This is a genomic window from Brachybacterium sp. GCM10030252 (assembly GCF_042666535.1).
GTDB lineage: Bacteria > Actinomycetota > Actinomycetes > Actinomycetales > Dermabacteraceae > Brachybacterium.
Window position 1 is genome coordinate 158,098 of the sequence record NZ_JBHTDM010000008.1, and the last position, 17,050, is coordinate 175,147.

The window sequence follows — 17,050 nt, forward strand, 5'->3', positions numbered from 1 at the left end:
CTCCCCTCAGCTCATGTCGTAGGTGATGCGGCGGGCGAAGTAGCGCTGCTGGATGAGGGTGATGATCACCAGCAGCACGAACAGGATCACGGCGACCGCACTGGCCCGGCCCAGCCGGGAGGCGCCGAAGCCCTCGTTGTACACCAGCGAGGCGATCACCTCGGTGCGGTGCTGGGGCCCGCCGCCGGTGAGGGCGAAGACCATGTCGAACACCTGGAAGCTGGCGACGACCTGGGTCACGGCCAGGAAGAACGTCGTCGGCCGCAGCAGCGGGATCGTCATGTGCCACATCGAGGCCCAAGGACCGGCGCCGTCGAGCCGGGCGGCCTCGTAGATCGAGGTGGGGATGCGCGAGAGCCCGGCCTGGAAGAACAGCGAGATGTAGCCGACGTTCTGCCAGATCGCCACGAACGCCACCGCGGGCAGGGCCAGGCTCGGGTCCGTCAGCCACTCGATGCGCATGCCCAGGATCTGGTTCGCGGCACCGACGGAGGGCTGGAAGATCCATTTCCACACCACGCCCAGGGCCAGCGGCGCGCACACCCAGGGGATCACCACGATCACCCGCACCACCGCCGACCCCGGCACGGCTCTGACCAGCTGCGAGGCCAGCGCCAAGCCCAGCGCCATCGAGACCGGCACGGAGATCAGCGTGAACAGTGCCGTGACGATGAGGGAGTTGGCCAGGGCGCCGCTGCTGAGCAGCGTCGAGTAGTTCTGAAGGCCGACGAAGTCCCGGGTGCCCAGCAGATCCCAGCGGAACAGGGAGACCACGAAGGCCAGGACGACGGGCAGGATCAGGAAGGCGGTCACGCCGATCAGGCTCGGCGCGATCAGCAGCCACCCCAGCAGGGGCCGACGAGCGTTCACCGAGCCCCCTCGCGAGAAGCTGTGTTGTCCACGATCACCGGGACAACTTATTACAGCTGGCCTCGGCGGTGGGGAGGGGCAGTCTCGAGCGCCCCCGACGGTTCGACGCGCGGTGTCGCCGCGCCCGTTCCCCCGGAACGTTGCAGCGCTGACACGTTCCGGGGGAATGGGAGCCGTGTCGGCACGCTCGTCCTGGTGCTGGCACGCGCCCGCCGTGCTGGCACGCGCCCGCCGTGCTGGCACGCCCCGCCGTGTCGGCGCGCTCGCCATGATGCGCCTCTGACACCGAGGTCCGCGGCCTGATCCCCGGCGCGGCCCTCGATTAGGCTTCCCCCATGAGCTCAGCGACGGACACCGAGGCCTCCAGCGGCGCCGACCAGGGCGGGATTGACCAGCGGCACGGCGTTCCGGGCAGCGTTGAACAGGGCAGCACCGAACACGGCATCACTGACCAGGGTCGCGACCCGCACGCCTCGATCTACGACCACGGCTTCGTGCGTGTGGCCGCCGTGACCCTGCCCGTCGCGCTCGCCGATCCCGCGACCAACGCCGAGCGGCACCTCGAGGTGCTCCGCGATCTGCACGACCAGCAGGTCGGTCTGGCCGTGTTCCCCGAGCTCTCTCTGAGCGGCTACTCCCTCGACGACCTGGTGATGCAGGAGCCGCTGCTCGATGCCGTCGAGGCCGCGGTCGCCACCCTGGTCGAGGCCAGCCGTGAGCTGCTGCCGATCATCGTCGTCGGCGCCCCGCTGCGGCTGCCCCACCGCAGTCGGGTCTTCAACGCCGCGATCACCATCCACCGGGGGGAGATCCTCGGCGTCACCGCCAAGCAGTACCTGCCCACCTACCGCGAGTTCTACGAGCGCCGCTGGTACGCGGCGGGCGATGACGTGCCCGGCGGGATGCTGCGGATCGGGGGTCACGACGCGGTGATCTTGCAGGGCCAGATCATCCCGGTGCCCGACGTGCCGGGGCTGAACCTGTTCGTGGAGATCTGCGAGGACATGTGGGTGCCGATCCCGCCGTCGGCCGAGGCTGCGCTCGCCGGCGCCACGGTGCTGGTGAACCTCTCCAGCTCCCCCATCACCATCGGACGGGCCGACGAGCGCAAGCTCCTGGCCCGCTCCGCCTCCGACCGCTGCCAGGCCGCGTACATCTACGCCGCCGCCGGCGAGGGCGAGTCGACCACGGATCTGGCCTGGGACGGGCAGACGTTCGTGTACGAGTGCGGTGACCTGCTGGGGGAGTCCCAGCGGTTCCCGCAGGGCCCGCGCGCCACCGTCGTCGACGTCGACCTCGAGCACATCGTCGCCGAGCGCCGGCGCCAGAACACCTTCGACGACAACCGCCGCAACCTCGCCGAGCCCATCGACCACTACACCTACGGGCCGGAGACGTACCTCTTCGGGGGCGCTCCGGCCGACGGGGCGGGCTCGCCATCGCCCGCTGCGTCCCCCGCGACCGGCCCTCTGCGTCGGCCGCACCGGCGTTTCCCCTTCGTGCCCGACGACCCGGCCCGCCTGGCCCAGGACTGCTACGAGGCCTACAACATCCAGGTCGCGGGGCTGGTGCGTCGGCTCAGCGCGATCGGCGGGGACAAGCCCGGCGGCACGCGTCCTGTCATCGGGGTCTCCGGTGGCCTGGATTCCACGCACGCGCTGATCGTGTGCGCGCAGGCCATGGACCGCCTGGGCCGCGACCGCTCCGAGATCCTGGCGTACACGATGCCCGGCTTCGCCACCGGAGAGACGACACGCTCCAACGCCGAGCTGCTCTCGAAGGCGATCGGCGCGAGCTTCGAGACCATCGACATCCGGCCGGCCTGCACCCAGATGCTGCAGGACATGGGCCATCCCTTCGGCCGGGGCGAGGAGGTCTACGACGTCACCTTCGAGAACGTCCAGGCCGGCATGCGCTACGACTATCTCTTCCGCCTGGCCAACCATCACGGCGGCATCGTCGTCGGCACCGGCGACCTCTCCGAGCTGGCGCTGGGCTGGGCGACCTACGGTGTGGGCGACCAGATGTCCCACTACGGCGTCAACGCCGGCGTGCCCAAGACGCTGATCCAGCACCTGATCCGCTGGGTGATCTCCGAGGGACTGTTCGACCAGTCGACCGCGGACCTCCTGCAGGCGGTCCTGGACACCGAGATCACCCCGGAGCTGATCCCCACCCGCGAAGGGGAGGAGGCGCAGACCACCGAGGGCTCGATCGGGCCCTACGCGCTGCACGACTTCGCGCTCTACCACCTGCTGCGCCGCGGCTATGGGCCGGCGAAGATCGCCTACCTCGCCCATCAGATGTGGGGTGACGCCGAGGCCGGCGAGTGGCCCGCCGGATACGCCGAGGCGGACAAGCGCGCCTACTCCCGCGACGAGATCAAGCACTGGCTGACCGTGTTCACGCGCCGCTTCTTCGCCAACCAGTTCAAGCGCTCCGCCGTGCCCAACGCGCCGAAGGTCCTCGCCGGCGGCTCCCTGTCCCCGCGCGGCGACTGGCGGATGCCCTCGGACGTCACTGCGAAGGCCTGGCTCGCCGAGATCGAGCGCGAGGTGCCCGGGGACGCCTGAGCGGCGGCGCCCCGGCCTGCTCGCCGGCCTCTCGACTCAGCCCCGCGGCCGGGGCGGCGAGACCAGCCGCGCGGGCCTGCCATCGGCGTCGACCTCGGGCTCGTAGGGCACGTCGCCGACCGCGGCCTGCTCCACCCGCAGTCGCTCCTCCAGCTGGGCGCGCACGGTCGAGTACGCCGGGTCCTCGGCCACGTTGCGCAGCTCCTCGGGATCCTCCTGCAGGTCGTACAGCTCCCAGTACGGCGGGAACAGGTTGCGGCGGGTGCCGGGCAGCCCGAGCCCGTCGTTGTAGAACCGGATCAGCTTGTACCGCCGGGTGCGGATCCCGTAGTGCGCCAGAGCCCCGTGGATTCCGTCGTCGTTCTCCCAGTAGCGGTAGTAGAAGGCGGGATCCTCCTGCGGGGGCAGCTCGTCGCGCAGCGCCTCGAAGAAGCTGGTGCCCTGCATCCCGGGGTCCGGCTCCACGCCGGCGGCGGCGAGGAAGGTGCGGGCGTAGTCCACGTTGGTGACGATCTCCTGGCTGCGCCGGCCGGCGGCCAGCTGCCGCGGATAGCTGAGGATCAGCGGCATCCGGATGGACTCGTCATACATGAAGCGCTTATCGAACCAGCCGTGGTCGCCGAGGAAGAACCCCTGGTCGGACGCGTACGCGTACAGGGTGTCGTCGAACAGGCCGCGCTCGTCGAGCGCAGCGGTGAGCCGGCCGACGTTGTCATCGATCGAGGCGACGCACTCGAGGTAGTCCTGCATGTACCGCTGGTACTTCCATACGGCGAGCTGCTCGTGGTCGAGCCCCTCGGGCGGGTACTGCTTGACGTCCTCGAGGGTGAGGTGGTCGGCGATGCGCATGGCCGCGCGGTGGGCGGCCTCCCCGCGGGTGGCGTAGTCGTCGTGGAAGGTCGACGGCAGGGGGATCGGGTCGGCGTACAGGCCGCGATGGGCCTCGTCGGGCTCCCAGGGCCGGTGCGGGGCCTTGTGGTGGACGAGCAGGCACCAGGGCTCGTTCGGCGCCTCGGCCTCCCAGTCCCCGATCCACTCCAGCGCCAGATCGGTGATGACGTCGGTCGTGTACCCGGTGCGCTGGATATCCCCGTCGGCGGTGCGGAAGACGGGATCGAAGTACTCGCCCTGGTCGTGGAGGATCTCCCAGCGGTCGAAGGCGCGCGGGGCATGCTCGGGGCCCTCGCCCAGATGCCACTTGCCGACGATCCCGGTGCGGTACCCCTCCTCGTGCAGGCGCGAGACGAAGGTGGGCAGCGAGGAATCCATCGGCGTGGACAGCGTGGTCACGCCGTTGACGTGGCTGTGGGTCCCGGTGAGGATCGAGGCGCGGCTCGGGGTGCAGATGGAGTTGGTGCAGAAGCAGTCCTCCATCACCCAGCCGCGCTCGGCGAGCTCATCCAGGTGCGGGGTGCGATTGACGACGGACCCGTAGGCACCGATGGCGTGGGCGGCATGGTCGTCGGTGAGGACCATGAGGATGTTGGGACGGCGGGCGGGTGCGGGCGCGGCCGACGGGGAGGGCGCGGCCGACCGGGAGGGCGCGGCCGACGAGGGCGCGGGATGCGGATCTGCTGCGGGTGTCATGGCGACTCTCCGGATCGGAATCGGGATCGGGGGACGGTCGGGTCAGGAGTCCTCGACGCTCAGCTCGCCGGCGCGCGCGACCTCGCCGTACCAGCGGGCGCTGGGCTTGATCTCGCGTTCGAAGGTGTCGGGATCCCAGCTGAGCAGACCGAAGGTGGGGCGGAACCCGCTGGCCCACTCGTAGTTGTCCAGCAGCGACCAGTACTGGTAGCCGCGCACGTCGATGCCGTCCTCGATCGTGCGGTGGATGCCCTCCAGGGCACCCTGGACGTAGGCGCGGCGGCGCGTGTCGTCGGCGGTGGCGATGCCGTTCTCCGTGATCATGATCGGCACGTTGCCGCTGAGCTCCCAGGCGCTGCGGATTCCCAGCTCCGAGGCGGGCGGGAAGAACTCCCAACCGGTCAGCGTGGTCTCGACGCCCTCGGCCACCGGGATCGGGCCGTCGGGTCCGATGAAGGTGCGGGTATAGGCCTGCACGCCCAGGAAGTCGTCCCCGGCGGAGTTCTCGAGGTACCAGAAGTCGCGCGGGTAGCCGTACTCCTGGAGCTTCTCCTGGCTGCCCTCCTCGCCCGTGGCATGGAAGGCCTGGGTGGCCACGGTCCAGCCCGAGAGGATGTCGCCGCGGCCCGAGAGCACCTCGCGGGATGCCCGGTGGGAGGCCAACAACTGGTCGGCGACGTGGAGGTCGGGGAAGGCGAGGCCGTGGGCGACGAGGTTCTCGGCCTTCTCGCCGCCGGCGAGCATCGCGGCGATGTTGGGCTCGTTGATCGTGCACACGTAGCGCACGTCGTCCAGGATCGGCAGCACCGTCTCGGTGTAGTGGGCGAACAGCTCGGGGGCGTCGTCGGCCCGCCAGAACCCGTCGCGGTCGAACCACCGCGGCACCGTGAAGTGCAGCAGGGTCACGATCGGCTCGACGCCGTGCTCGAGGCAGGTGTCGATCATGCGGCGGTAGTGGGCCAGCTCCGCCTTGGAGACGACGCCGCGCTCGGGCTCGATGCGCGCCCATTCGATGCTGAAGCGGTAGGAGTTCAGCCCCAGCTCGGCGAGGATGCGGATGTCCTCCTCGAACCGGTGGTAGCTGTCGGCCGCGTCACCGCTGGGCTCGACGACGTGGGTGTCCGGGCGGTGCTCCATCTCCCACCAGTTCGAATTGATGTTGTTGCCCTCGATCTGGTGAGCGGCGGTGGCGGCGCCCCAGAGGAAGCCGTCGGGGAAGCGGAGCGTGGACATGGGTCTCCTGTCGTGGGTGTCGGGGTCGGTCAGGCGCCGTGGACGCGCCCGGGGTTGGGGATCGCGTCGAGCAGGCGGATCGTGTACTCGTCGCGCGGCTGCCGCATCACCTGCGCGGTGGGGCCCTGCTCGACCACCCGGCCCTCGTGCAGCACGAGGATGTCGTCGGTGATCAGACGGGCGCTGAGCAGGTCGTGCGTGATGTACAGCAGCGACATGCCGGTGCGCTCGCGCAGGTCGCGCAGCAGCGCGAGCACACCGGCCCGCAGGGAGACGTCGAGCATCGAGACGGGCTCGTCGGCGATGATCACCTGCGGGTCCGCGGCCAGCGCCCGGGCGATCACCACACGCTGGCGCTGCCCGCCCGAGAGCTGATGGGGGAGCTTCTTGGCGTACTGCTCGACCGGCGTGAGGCCGACGGTCTCCAGCAGCTCGAACACGCGCCGGCGGGCGCCGTCGCGATGGACGTCGGTGAGGTTGGCGATCGCCCTGCTGAGGGTGTACTCGACCGTGTTCAGCGGGTTCAGGGCCGAATACGGATCCTGGAACACCATCTGCACGGTGCGCCGCAGATCCCGCAGCCCGCCCCGGCGCAGCGCACCGACGTCGACCGGTCCCAGCTGGATGCTGCCCTCGGTGGGCTTCTCGACCCCGGTGATCATCCTCGCCAGCGTCGACTTCCCGCTGCCGGACTGCCCGACCAGCGCCGTGGCCCCGCCCGGGGCGAGCGTGAAGCTGACGTCGTCGACCGCGAGCACGGGCGCGGCGCGGCGCCGGGGCGGGGCGTAGCGCTTGGTCACGCCCTGGACGCGGAGCTCGGGGCCGTCAGGGACGGCCGGGCCCGAACGGCGTGCGGAGCCGGCGACGCCCGGTGCCGGCCCGTCGGCCGTCGATCCGGGATGCGGCGGCGGGGCCGACGGGGGGTGCTCGGCCGGCGGATGGTGCTCGGCCGACGGATGGTGCTCGGCCGACGGGCCATTCCCGGCCGGCGGCGCCTCACCGTGCGGGGAGGTGGCGCGCAGCTCGGGCGCCTCGAGCCCGGGCAGCGAGACGTGCTCGGCGCGGGGATCGGCGAAGTGGCTCAGCAGCATCTGGGTGTACTCGTGCTGCGGCCGGTGGAGGATCTCGGCGCTGGGGGCGTCCTCGACGATGCGGCCGTCGTGCATGACCAGCACGCGGTGCGCTGACTCGAGCACCACCCCCAAGTCATGGCTGATGAGGATGGCGGTGAAGCCCTCCTCGGCCTGCAGCGCCCGGATGGTGTCCATCACCGCGTGCTGGACCAGGACGTCCAGCGCGGTCGTGGGCTCGTCGAAGACCATCAGCTGCGGCTCCAGCGAGAGGGCGAGCGCGATGGTGATGCGCTGGCGCATGCCGCCGGAGAGCTCGAAGGGGTACCGGTCCAGCACCTCCGGGCCCAGGGACACCCGGCCCACGAGCTCCTCGGCCCGCTGGTCGCGGCGGCCGCTCGCGACATGTCCGTGGGCGGCGAAGATGTCGTGGAAGTGCTTGCGGATGGTGCGCACCGGGTTCAACGTGTTCATCCCGGCCTGCAGCACCATCGCGAAGCCGCCCTGGCGCTGTGTGCGCAGGGCCTCCTGGCTCATGTGGGCGATGTCGACCTCGCCGAACATCACCCGGCCGCCCTCGATGCGGGCAGGCGGCTTGGCCAGTGCCGTCAGCGCGAAGCCCAGGGTGGACTTGCCGGAGCCGGATTCCCCCACCAGGCCGATGAACTCCCCGCGGCCGACGTCGAACGAGACGTCCTTGACCGCATGGGTGGGGCGTGCCCCCACCGGTTCGTAGACGACGGAGAGGTTCTGGACGCTGAGCAGGGGTTCGACTTCTGCCGTGGTGTGCTGCGTCGTGATCGGAGCGGTGCTCATCGCCCGGTGCTCCCTTCCCGCAGACGGGGATTGCTGATCCCGTCGATGCCGAAGTTGATGAGGGTTAGGGAGGTGGCCAGCAGGGCGATGCACAGGCCCGGGGCGAACAGCAGCGCCCACTGACCGGTCAGCATGGCGTTGGAGTTCTGGGCCCAATAGATCATCGTGCCCCAGCTGACCACCGTGGAATCGCCCAGCCCGAGGTACTCGAGCCCGGCCTCGGCGAGGATCGCGACGGTGGCGGAGCCGAAGAAGCCGCCGGCGATGATGGAGGTCATGTTCGGGAGGATCTCCCGGAAGATGATCCGCGGCGCCCGCTCGCCGGAGAACCGGGCAGATTCTACGAAGTCGCGGCTGCGCAGGGTGCGTGTCTGGCTGCGCAGCACGCGGGCTCCCCACGCCCAGCCGGTGACGGCGATGACCACGATGATCACGGAGATGCCGCCGTTGCTGAGATAGGTGGCGACGACGATCATCAGCGGCAGGCCGGGGATGACGAGGAACAGGTTGACGATGAAGTTGACGACGTCGGCCAGGATCCCGCGCATGTACCCCCAGGTGAGGCCGATGATCACGGAGATCACCGTGGAGATGCCGCCGGCCCCGAAGCCCACCACGAGGGAGATCCGGGCGCCGTAGATGACCTGACTGAGCACGTCCTCCCCGGCGGCCGTGGTGCCCAGCCAGTGCTGGGCGGAGGCGTCGAGGTTGCGCTCGAAGGTGTTGTCCTTGGGGTCGTAGGGGGCCAGCAGCGGCGCCAGCACGGCCAGCACCACGAAGATGCCCAGGATGATCAGGCCGATGCGGGCCTTGCGGTTGCCCCAGATGGTGCGCAGTCCGCCGGCGAGGGCCGCCAGGGCGGGGTGGCGCTGCGCGGTGGCGTCGGCCGCAGCGGCGGATCCGCGGTCGCCGGGAGCCCCGTGGTCGCCGGTGGGCCCGTGGTCGCCGGCTGGTCCGGGGCGGCCGACGGGGCTCGGGCTCCCGTCGGGTCCGGAACGGCCGGCGGGGCTGGTTCCTGCGGGACTGCTCGCCCCGACGGGGCCGGCCGTCCCAGGAGCGTCCTCGCCCCCGGGATTCGATGGGGTGCGGTCGGTGGGTGCGTTCATCGCCTCGTCCTCGGGTCGAGAATGCCGTACAGGATGTCCACGAGCAGGTTCGCCACCAGGACGCTGACCGTGATCATCAGGAAGATCGCCTGCATCAGCGGGTAGTCCTGGCCGGTCACCGCGTTGAATAGGAGGAACCCGATCCCCGGGTAGCCGAAGACCTGCTCGACGAGGATCGAGCCGCCCACGACCCCGCCCAGGGCCATGCCGAAGCCGGTCAGGTTCGGCAGGATCGCGTTGCGCGCCGCGTACTTCAGCGCCACCGTGCGCCCGGGGATGCCGTTGGCCTCCGCGAAGGTCACGTGGTCCTCGCCGAGGGTGGTGATCATGGCGTTGCGCATGCCGATGATCCAGGCGCCCAGCGACGTGATCAGCATCGTGAAGGCAGGCAGGGCCGCGTGGTAGATCGCATCGAGCACGAACTCGAGGGAGAGTCCCGGCACGGTGGTGGCGGAGTACGCCCCGAAGGTCGGGAACAGGTGCAGCACGTATCCCAGCAGGAACAGCAGCAGCAGCGCGGTCCAGAAGTAGGGGAAGGTGTTGATGAAGCTGCCGCCGACGGTGGGCAGGGCATCCAGCCAGGTGCCGCGCTTCCACGCCGAGAGCACACCGATCAGGGTGCCGATGACGAAGGCCGCGACGGTCACGAGGCCCACGAGGATCAGCGTGTACGGCAATGCCTGGGAGACCAGACCGCTGACGGGCTCGGGGTAGAAGGCGTAGGAGACACCGAAGTCCAGGGAGAAGATCTGGCCCAGATAGTCGACGTACTGCTGGAGGATGTTGCCGTCGGGCACCCCGAGCTGGGCCTCGACCGCGCGCCGCGTCGCCTCGGTGACGGGCCCGTTCTGGGAGAGCTTGGCGATGGCGGCGTCGGCGGGGGAGCCGGGCATCATCCGGGGGAGCAGGAAGTTGATGGTGATGGCGGCCCACAGGGTCAGCAGGAACCATCCCAGGCGTTGCAGGGCGTATCTCATCGGGGGATCACTCGCCTTCCTGGCCGGCGCGGCGCACTCTGGTCAGCACCATCAGCGGTGAGGACCCGTACGTCTGCAGCGGTGCGTAGGGGTCCTCGGCGGTGGGCCAGCCGGTGAAGCGGCCGTCGTTGTACAGGCCCCACAGCCCGCCGTAGTACATGGCGATGACAGGGAGATCCTGGTAGAAGATCCGTTGCAGCTCGTGCAGGATCTCGGTCTGCTCCTCGGTCGCGACCGAAGCGCGGTATCGCGCGATCAGGTCGTCGACCTCGGGGTTCTGGTACCGGATGCGGTTGTTCTGCGTCTCCTCGCCGATGGGGGCGTAGTACTCGCCCGAGAGCAGGTTCGTGAAGCCCTGGAAGGCGTCGGAGCCGTTCGACGAGCCGCAGGCGACCTGATAGTCGCCGCTGGTCAGGTTCGCCTCGTAGGCGGCCGCCTGCGGCGCGTCGATGGTGACCTCGATGCCGATCGCCCCCAGCTGGCTCTGGACGGCCTGCACGGCCCGCAGCCAGTCGGTGTACCCGTTCGGGGTGGAGAGCGCGAAGGTGAACGGCTCACCCTCCGGGGTGAGCATCGTGGTGCCGTCGTACGTGAACCCGGCCGCTTCGAACGCCTCGATGGCGGCGTCGGTGTCCTGCTGCAGGAAGCCGCGGTCCGGGAGCTCCGGGTTCAGCAGGTCCTCCTGGTTGGGCAGCAGCATCCCGGACTGGCTGGCCGGGCCGGTGTATCCCTCGACGGCGGCCGAGGCGATCTTCTCGCCGTCGATCGCCAGGGCGAGACCGCGACGGACGTCGGCGCTGTCGAAGGGGGCCACGTCGTGATTCGGATGCAGGCCGATGATCCCGCCGGGCGGGAACCAGTACTTGTTGTGCTCGTTCGCCGCCATCCACGTGTTCTCGACATCGCTCATGTACGAGTACGCCCAGTCGTAACCCTTGGTGACCAGGTCGAGCTGCTCGCTGGCCGCGGGGTAGACGAGGTGGGAGATATCGATCGACTCGGCCTGCCAGTAGTCCTCGTACCTGTCGAGCGTGTACTGCAGCGAGGTGAAGTTGCCCAGTGCGAACGGCCCGGAGCCGACGGGCTCCTCGTTGCGCCAGGTCGAGGGGTCCTCGACCCCTTCCCACAGGTGCCGGGGGACGATGATCGTCTTGCCGATCACGGGCAGGGCGGGGGTGTCGGGGGCCAGCAGGGTGAAGGTGATGGTGGCCCCGTCGGTCTCGATCGACTCGAGCCGGCCCCACACGCCCGCGGTGTCATTGGCCGGGAACTCCTGGAGCATCCGGAACGTGTAGGCCACGTCGTCGCTGGTCAGCTCGGTGCCGTCGTGCCAGGTGACGCCCTGGCGCAGAGTCATCACGATCTGCTGCGGGTCCGGCTGCTCCCAGCTCTCGGCGAGCCATGGCTCCAGTTCCCCGTCCAGCGGATTGATCCAGATCAGCGGCTCGTAGATGATCGTCGCCGCCGTGCGGGCATTGGACTGGTACGGGTTGAAGTTCGCGGTGAACGTGGGCGTGCCCTTGTCCCCGGCGATGAGCATGGTGTCGTCGCCGATGGTGGGATCGGGCCGGCTCGTGATCTGCAGGGAGCATCCCGAGGCGACGAGCCCGGTGATGCCGAGCGCGCCGCCGGCCAGGAGGGTGCGCCGGCCCAGGTTCAGGTGTGGTGCAGATGCCACGTCGTCACGTCCTCACGCCGTCGTTGTGAACGATTCCGCTCCGAGGGCCGAGGTGCCTCCAGCAGTGGAGACGCCTCCGGGAGCGGAGGTGCAGGGGCCGGTGCCCGCCGCGTCGCGGGAGGAACCTGCCTGCCGGTGTCCGTGCGGACCGGGGCGCCTCCTCCATCACCGGCATCGGCGCTCCGTCGTACGGAACGGTGTGACTGTATGCGCTTACATGCCGCTCGTGCAACCCCGGGGGCGCGGCGGGGTTGCACGCGGCCCCGGCGGGCCGGCTGGGCGCATCGGACCCGGGGCCCGCCGGACACATCGGACCCGGGCCCCGCCGGGATCCGTGAGCGCGTTGGTATTCATGCCGTGAAGCAACAGGGTCACGGATCTCGCGGTGCCGTTCGCCGCCGGGAGGGCGCGGTGGCCGTGGCGGTCGCGGGCGTGGGCGGTGCAGCGGGAGCCTGCCCGGGCTCAGGTGGCGGGCGCGGCTCTGCCGCTGCTGTCGCGCAGGAGCACATCGACGGGCAGCTGCAGGTCGAGGGGCTCGGCGTCGGGATCGGCGATGCGCCGCAGCAGGGCCTCGACGGCGCGGATGCCGAGGTCGGTCATGGGCTGGCGCACCGTGGTCAGGCGCGGCCGGCTGTAGCGGGCCTCGTCGATCCCGTCGAAACCGGTGACCACGCACTGCTCGGGCACCCGGATCCCCGCCTCCTGGAGCGCGGCCAGGGCGCCCAGGGCGCTCTGGTCGTTGGCCCCGATCACGGCCCCGGGGGCCCCGCTGCGCAGCTGCTCGCCGAGCGCGTCGTACCCGCCCTGCCAGGAGAAGTCGGCCAGGACGCGGTGCCACGGGCCGTCATGGGAAGCCACCGCGTCGCGGAAGCCGAGTTCGCGGGCCGTGGCGTCGGGGGAGTTGGGCGGGCCGGCGAGATAGACCACGGGGCCGGGCGGCTTCACCGTGAGGATGTGCCGTGTCAGGGCGGACATCCCGCCGCGGTTGTCGACCCGCACCGAATCGGTGGCGCCGCGGATCTCGCCCGCGACCAGGACCAGCGGGACGCTGCGGGCGGCGCGTTCGATGAGGTCGTCGGGTACCGTGCGGGAGACCACCGCGAGCCCGTCCACGCGGCCGGTCAGGTCCCGCAGCACCACGTCACGGCTCACGCTGGTGCCGGCCGCGATCAGCAGGGCGTACCCGTCGCGCCAGGCCGCGGCCTCAGCTCCCTGGACGAGCTGTTCGAAGTAGCGGTTGCGCAGGGGGCCCGCGTGGGAGTCGTCATGGTCCTCGAGGAACTCGACCTCGCCGTCGACGTCCGTCGGCCGGCTGCTGGTGGCGGGGATGTCGTGGCCGGGGATCAGCAGGCCGAGCACCCCCGTTCGACGGCCGGCGAGCCCTCGCGCGCTCGCGTTGGGCACGTACCCGAGCTCCTGCACGGCCGAGAGGACGCGTTCCCGTGTGCCGGCGGCCACCTTCTCGGGGCCTCGCAGCACCCGCGAGACCGTCGCGATGGACACTCCGGCATGCTCCGCCACGTCATAGACGGTGGGTGACTTCTTCAGCGGCACGACGGATCCTCCGGGGCGGTGCACGAGCGGCACCTCGGGCTGTGGCGGGAACTGTCGCACGGTACCCGAACCCTCGCCCGGTCGATCACCCGGCTTACTTCACCGCACCCATCGACAGTCCGCGCACCAGCTGCTTCTGGGCGATCCAGCCGGCGAGGACCACCGGCAGCGAAGCCAGCACCGAGGCGGCGGACAGCCGCGCCAGGAACAGGCCCTCCGAGGTCATGGTGGACATCAGGAAGATCGGCACCGTGGCGGCGTTGGCGGCGGTGAGGTTCAGGGCGAAGAAGAACTCGTTCCACGCGAAGATCACGCAGATCAGCGCGGTCGCCGCGACGCCCGGGGCCACCATCGGCAGCAGCACGGTGCGCATCGTGCGCATCAGCGTGGCCCCGTCGATGGAGGCGGCCTCGAGCACCTCGCCGGGCACCTCGAGGAAGAACGAGCGCATCATCCACACCGCGATCGGCAGGTTCATCGCCGTGTACAGCACGATCAACGTCAGGATGTTGTCCAGGATCCGCAGCTGACCGGCGATGACGTAGATCGGCATGATCACCGCGACCACCGGCAGCATCTTGGTGGAGATGAAGAAGAACAGCACGTCCTGGGTGCGCTTGATGGGACGGATGCTCACCGCGTACGCCGCCGGCACGGCCAGGATCAGCACCAGCAGCGTGGAGACGCCGGTGGCGATCACGGAGTTGACCAGATAGGAGGCGGCCCCGGAGGAGCCGATGATCGAGGCGTACTGCTCCAGGGTCGGGGTGAAGAAGAACGTGGGCGGGTTCGAGGCGGCCTGCGACTCCTGCTTGAAGCTGGTCAGCACCATCCACGCCACCGGGGCGAAGAAGATCAGGCCCGCCGCCCAGGCCAGCACGGTCAGCAGGGTGCCGCGGGCCCGTCCCGTCGGCCGTCGCCGCCTGGGCCGGGAGGCGGCCGGTGCAGCGGCGGGGGTGCGCGGGGCGTCGGCGGTGACGGCACTCATGACTGCTCCTTGGAGTTGATGCTGGTGAAGATCAGGCGCAGCGCGAAGGTGGCGACGATGATGGTGGCGATCACCGTGATCACGCCCATCGCGGCGGACTGGCCGATGTCGAAGCCCAGGAACGCCCGCTGGTAGATGTAGAAGGGCAGGTTGGCACTGGCGGTGCCGGGCCCGCCGGCGGTCATCAGGTAGATCTGGTCGAACGTGTTGACCACGTAGATCGCGCCCAGCAGCACCGAGAGCTCGAGGTAGAAGCGCAGGTGCGGCAGCGTGATGTGCACGAACGTCTGCCACATGGTGGAGCCGTCCATCTGCGCGGCCTCGAGCACGTCACCCGTCTGGGACTGCAGCCCCGCCAGGAGCAGCAGCATCATGAACGGCGTCCACTGCCACACCAGCGCGATGAGGATCGAGAGCAGCGGCAGCTGGCTGGTCCAGTCGATGGGGGAGATGCCCACCAGGGAGATCAGCCAGTTCACCAGCCCGTAGGTGGGGCTGAACATCGAGATCGACCACAGCATCGCCCCCGCCACCGGCATGATGAGGAACGGCGTGATCAGCAGGGTGCGCACGATGCCGCGGCCGGCGAACTTCCGGTCCAGCAGCAGCGCGAGCCCCAGGCCCAGCACCATCGAGACGCCCACGCAGCCCAGCGTGATCAGCACCGAGTTCAGGGCGGCGGTGCGGAAGGTGGAGTCGACGAAGATGTCGAGGTAGTTGCGCAAGCCCACGAACTGCTCGCCCTCGGGGCGCAGCAGGTTGCGGGAGCGCAGCGAGTACCAGATCGTCAGCAGGAACGGGATCTGGGTGCAGATCACCACGAACGCGAAGGCGGGCATCAGCGGCAGGCGGCGACGCCACCCGTCGGCCCGGGAGCCCTCCTGCCCGCGCGGTCTGCCTCCGCGGGATCCGTCGGCCGACGGACCTCCCCGCGGCGCGAGAGGATCCGTGCGGCCGGTCCCGCCGGTGCGTGGGGCGTCGGCCGGGGTGTCGGTGGCTGCGCTCATCGCTCAGCCCTCCCATCCGTAGGTGCGGGCGACGGACGAGGCGAAGGTCTGGGACTGCGCCAGCGCCCCGTCGACCGTCTTGGAGCCGGCGATCGCGGCGGAGAACTGCTGGCCCACGCGCGTGCCGAGATCCTGGAACTCGGGGATGACGACGTTCTGCAGCCCGTCGTAGGGCACCTCCACGGTCATCGCGTTCTCCTGGGTGGCGTTCTCCATCGAATCCAGCGTGGGTTCGGCATAGTTCTGCGAGAGCTCCGCGTACTCGGGGATCTCGTAGGTCGACAGCCGCGAGCCGGGCGGCAGCGCCTCCCAGCTGACCTCGTTGCCCACCAGATCGAAGTAGTCCGGATGGGTCATCCAGGCGATGAACTCCCAGGCCGCGTCCTTCATCTGGCTGGTCTCGGGGATCGCCAGCGCCCAGGAGTACAGCCACCCGGCGTACTCGGTCCTCTCCGTCGGCCCCAGCGCGTAGGCGGTCTTGCCGACGACGGTCGAGGAGCTGGGGTTCTCCACCCCGGAGACCATCGAGGAGGCGTCGAACCACATGGCTGCGTTGCCCTGGCTGAACTGGGTCAGGCATTCGCCGAAACCGGAGGTGGCGGCGCCGGGCTGGCCGTAGGAGCGCAGCGTGTCCACGTACATCGAGACCGCCTCGTGGACCTCTTCGGAATCCAGCCGCGGAGCCCAGTCCATGTCGAACCAGCAACCGCCGTAGGTGTTGATCACGGTGCTCATCGGCGCGAGGTTCTCGCCCCACCCGGCCAGGCCGCGCAGCGCGATCCCGGCCATGCCGTTGTCGGGATCGTGCAGTGCGGAGGCGAACTCGCGCAGCTGATCCCAGCTGGGCCGCTGCGGCATCTCCAGGCCGGCCTGTTCGAACAGGTCCTGGCGGTAGACCAGGAACGCGCTCTCGCCGTAGAACGGCACCGAGTACATCGAGCCGTCCACGGTGAGGGCATCGCGGATGGTGGGCACGAAGTCCTCGGGGGCGTACCCGTCGGTCCGAGCGATGTACGGCTCGAGGTCGGTGAGCCAGCCGTTGGGCGCCCACAGCGGGGTCTCGTAGTTGGAGATCATCACGACGTCGAACTCGCCGCCGCCGGAAGCGACCGACGCGGTGATCTTCGCGCGCGCCTCGTTCTCCGGCAGCGAGACGAAGCGGACGTCGATGTCCGGGTGCTGCGCAGTGAAGTGGTCGATGAGGCTGATCGCGTCCTGCATCTGCGGGTTCGACACGATCGCCACCACGATCGATTCGCGCCCGGCCGACGCGGGGGCGCAGCCGGCCAGGCCCAGCCCGGCGGCGCCGATGCCTGCGGTCAGGCCCGCACCGAGCAGCGTCCGACGGGAGGGCCGGGTGAGAGGGCTGCGTGGTGGTGACGCCTTCGGGGCCGTCCCCGCGGCGCGGGTCGAGGCGCCCGGCGGGTGGGCCTCGCGGGGCGGATGTGGTCGGCGGTGTCCCATGCGCTGTTCTCCTCTGAACGGCTCGAGGCTGGAGTCTCGGGGGAGCGGGTCGATCAGGTCTCTCGGGCGCCTCCGGCGTCCGTGCCGCGGGAACGGTCGCTCCGGCGCGACCGCCGCGGACGGCGAT

General features: G+C 70.2%; 12 protein-coding genes. 1 reads left to right on the plus strand and 11 read right to left on the minus strand.

What is annotated here, in order from left to right:
* Positions 1-6: 6 nt before the first annotated feature.
* Complete coding sequence (locus ACFQRJ_RS08490) at positions 7-870, minus strand: carbohydrate ABC transporter permease (protein ID WP_377018568.1); 864 nt, start codon at positions 868-870, stop codon at positions 7-9.
* Positions 871-1,205: 335 nt separating this feature from the next.
* On the opposite strand from ACFQRJ_RS08490, the gene ACFQRJ_RS08495 reads away from it, so the two are divergent.
* On the plus strand, positions 1,206-3,443 hold the full coding sequence (locus tag ACFQRJ_RS08495; protein ID WP_377018569.1) for an NAD(+) synthase: 2,238 nt from the start codon (positions 1,206-1,208) through the stop codon (positions 3,441-3,443).
* 36 nt (positions 3,444-3,479) lie between these two features.
* Here ACFQRJ_RS08495 and ACFQRJ_RS08500 read toward each other — a convergent pair whose 3' ends face one another.
* The 10 genes from ACFQRJ_RS08500 to ACFQRJ_RS08545 form a co-directional block, all read right to left on the minus strand.
* Positions 3,480-5,030, minus strand: a complete 1,551-nt coding sequence (locus tag ACFQRJ_RS08500) for a sulfatase (RefSeq protein WP_377018570.1) — start codon at positions 5,028-5,030, stop codon at positions 3,480-3,482.
* A gap of 42 nt (positions 5,031-5,072) precedes the next feature.
* Positions 5,073-6,263, minus strand: a complete 1,191-nt coding sequence (locus ACFQRJ_RS08505) for a glycoside hydrolase family 1 protein (RefSeq protein WP_377018571.1) — start codon at positions 6,261-6,263, stop codon at positions 5,073-5,075.
* Positions 6,264-6,292: 29 nt separating this feature from the next.
* The gene (locus ACFQRJ_RS08510; RefSeq protein ID WP_377018573.1) at positions 6,293-8,149 is read right to left on the minus strand and encodes an ABC transporter ATP-binding protein; all 1,857 of its coding nucleotides are present in this window, start codon (positions 8,147-8,149) and stop codon (positions 6,293-6,295) included.
* Positions 8,146-9,255 (minus strand): ABC transporter permease subunit, encoded by a 1,110-nt coding sequence (locus ACFQRJ_RS08515; protein WP_377018574.1) that lies wholly within the window; start codon positions 9,253-9,255, stop codon positions 8,146-8,148. Before ACFQRJ_RS08515 ends, ACFQRJ_RS08510 begins: the two co-directional genes overlap by 4 nt.
* Positions 9,252-10,232, minus strand: a complete 981-nt coding sequence (locus tag ACFQRJ_RS08520; RefSeq protein ID WP_377018575.1) for an ABC transporter permease — start codon at positions 10,230-10,232, stop codon at positions 9,252-9,254. Before ACFQRJ_RS08520 ends, ACFQRJ_RS08515 begins: the two co-directional genes overlap by 4 nt.
* A gap of 7 nt (positions 10,233-10,239) precedes the next feature.
* Positions 10,240-11,910: an ABC transporter substrate-binding protein gene (locus ACFQRJ_RS08525; RefSeq protein WP_377018576.1), complete on the minus strand. Its 1,671-nt coding sequence runs from the start codon at positions 11,908-11,910 to the stop codon at positions 10,240-10,242.
* A gap of 462 nt (positions 11,911-12,372) precedes the next feature.
* Positions 12,373-13,464 carry a LacI family DNA-binding transcriptional regulator gene (locus ACFQRJ_RS08530; protein ID WP_377018577.1) on the minus strand — a complete coding sequence of 364 codons (1,092 nt, stop codon included), beginning with the start codon at positions 13,462-13,464 and terminating at the stop codon, positions 12,373-12,375.
* Between the two features lie 94 nt (positions 13,465-13,558).
* Positions 13,559-14,452, minus strand: a complete 894-nt coding sequence (locus ACFQRJ_RS08535) for a carbohydrate ABC transporter permease (protein WP_377018578.1) — start codon at positions 14,450-14,452, stop codon at positions 13,559-13,561.
* Positions 14,449-15,459, minus strand: coding sequence for a carbohydrate ABC transporter permease (locus ACFQRJ_RS08540; protein ID WP_377018579.1), 1,011 nt, complete (start codon positions 15,457-15,459; stop codon positions 14,449-14,451). The genes ACFQRJ_RS08535 and ACFQRJ_RS08540 overlap by 4 nt, the downstream gene beginning before the upstream one ends.
* A 3-nt stretch (positions 15,460-15,462) precedes the next feature.
* Positions 15,463-16,923 (minus strand): ABC transporter substrate-binding protein, encoded by a 1,461-nt coding sequence (locus tag ACFQRJ_RS08545; protein WP_377018580.1) that lies wholly within the window; start codon positions 16,921-16,923, stop codon positions 15,463-15,465.
* Positions 16,924-17,050 lie beyond the last annotated feature (127 nt).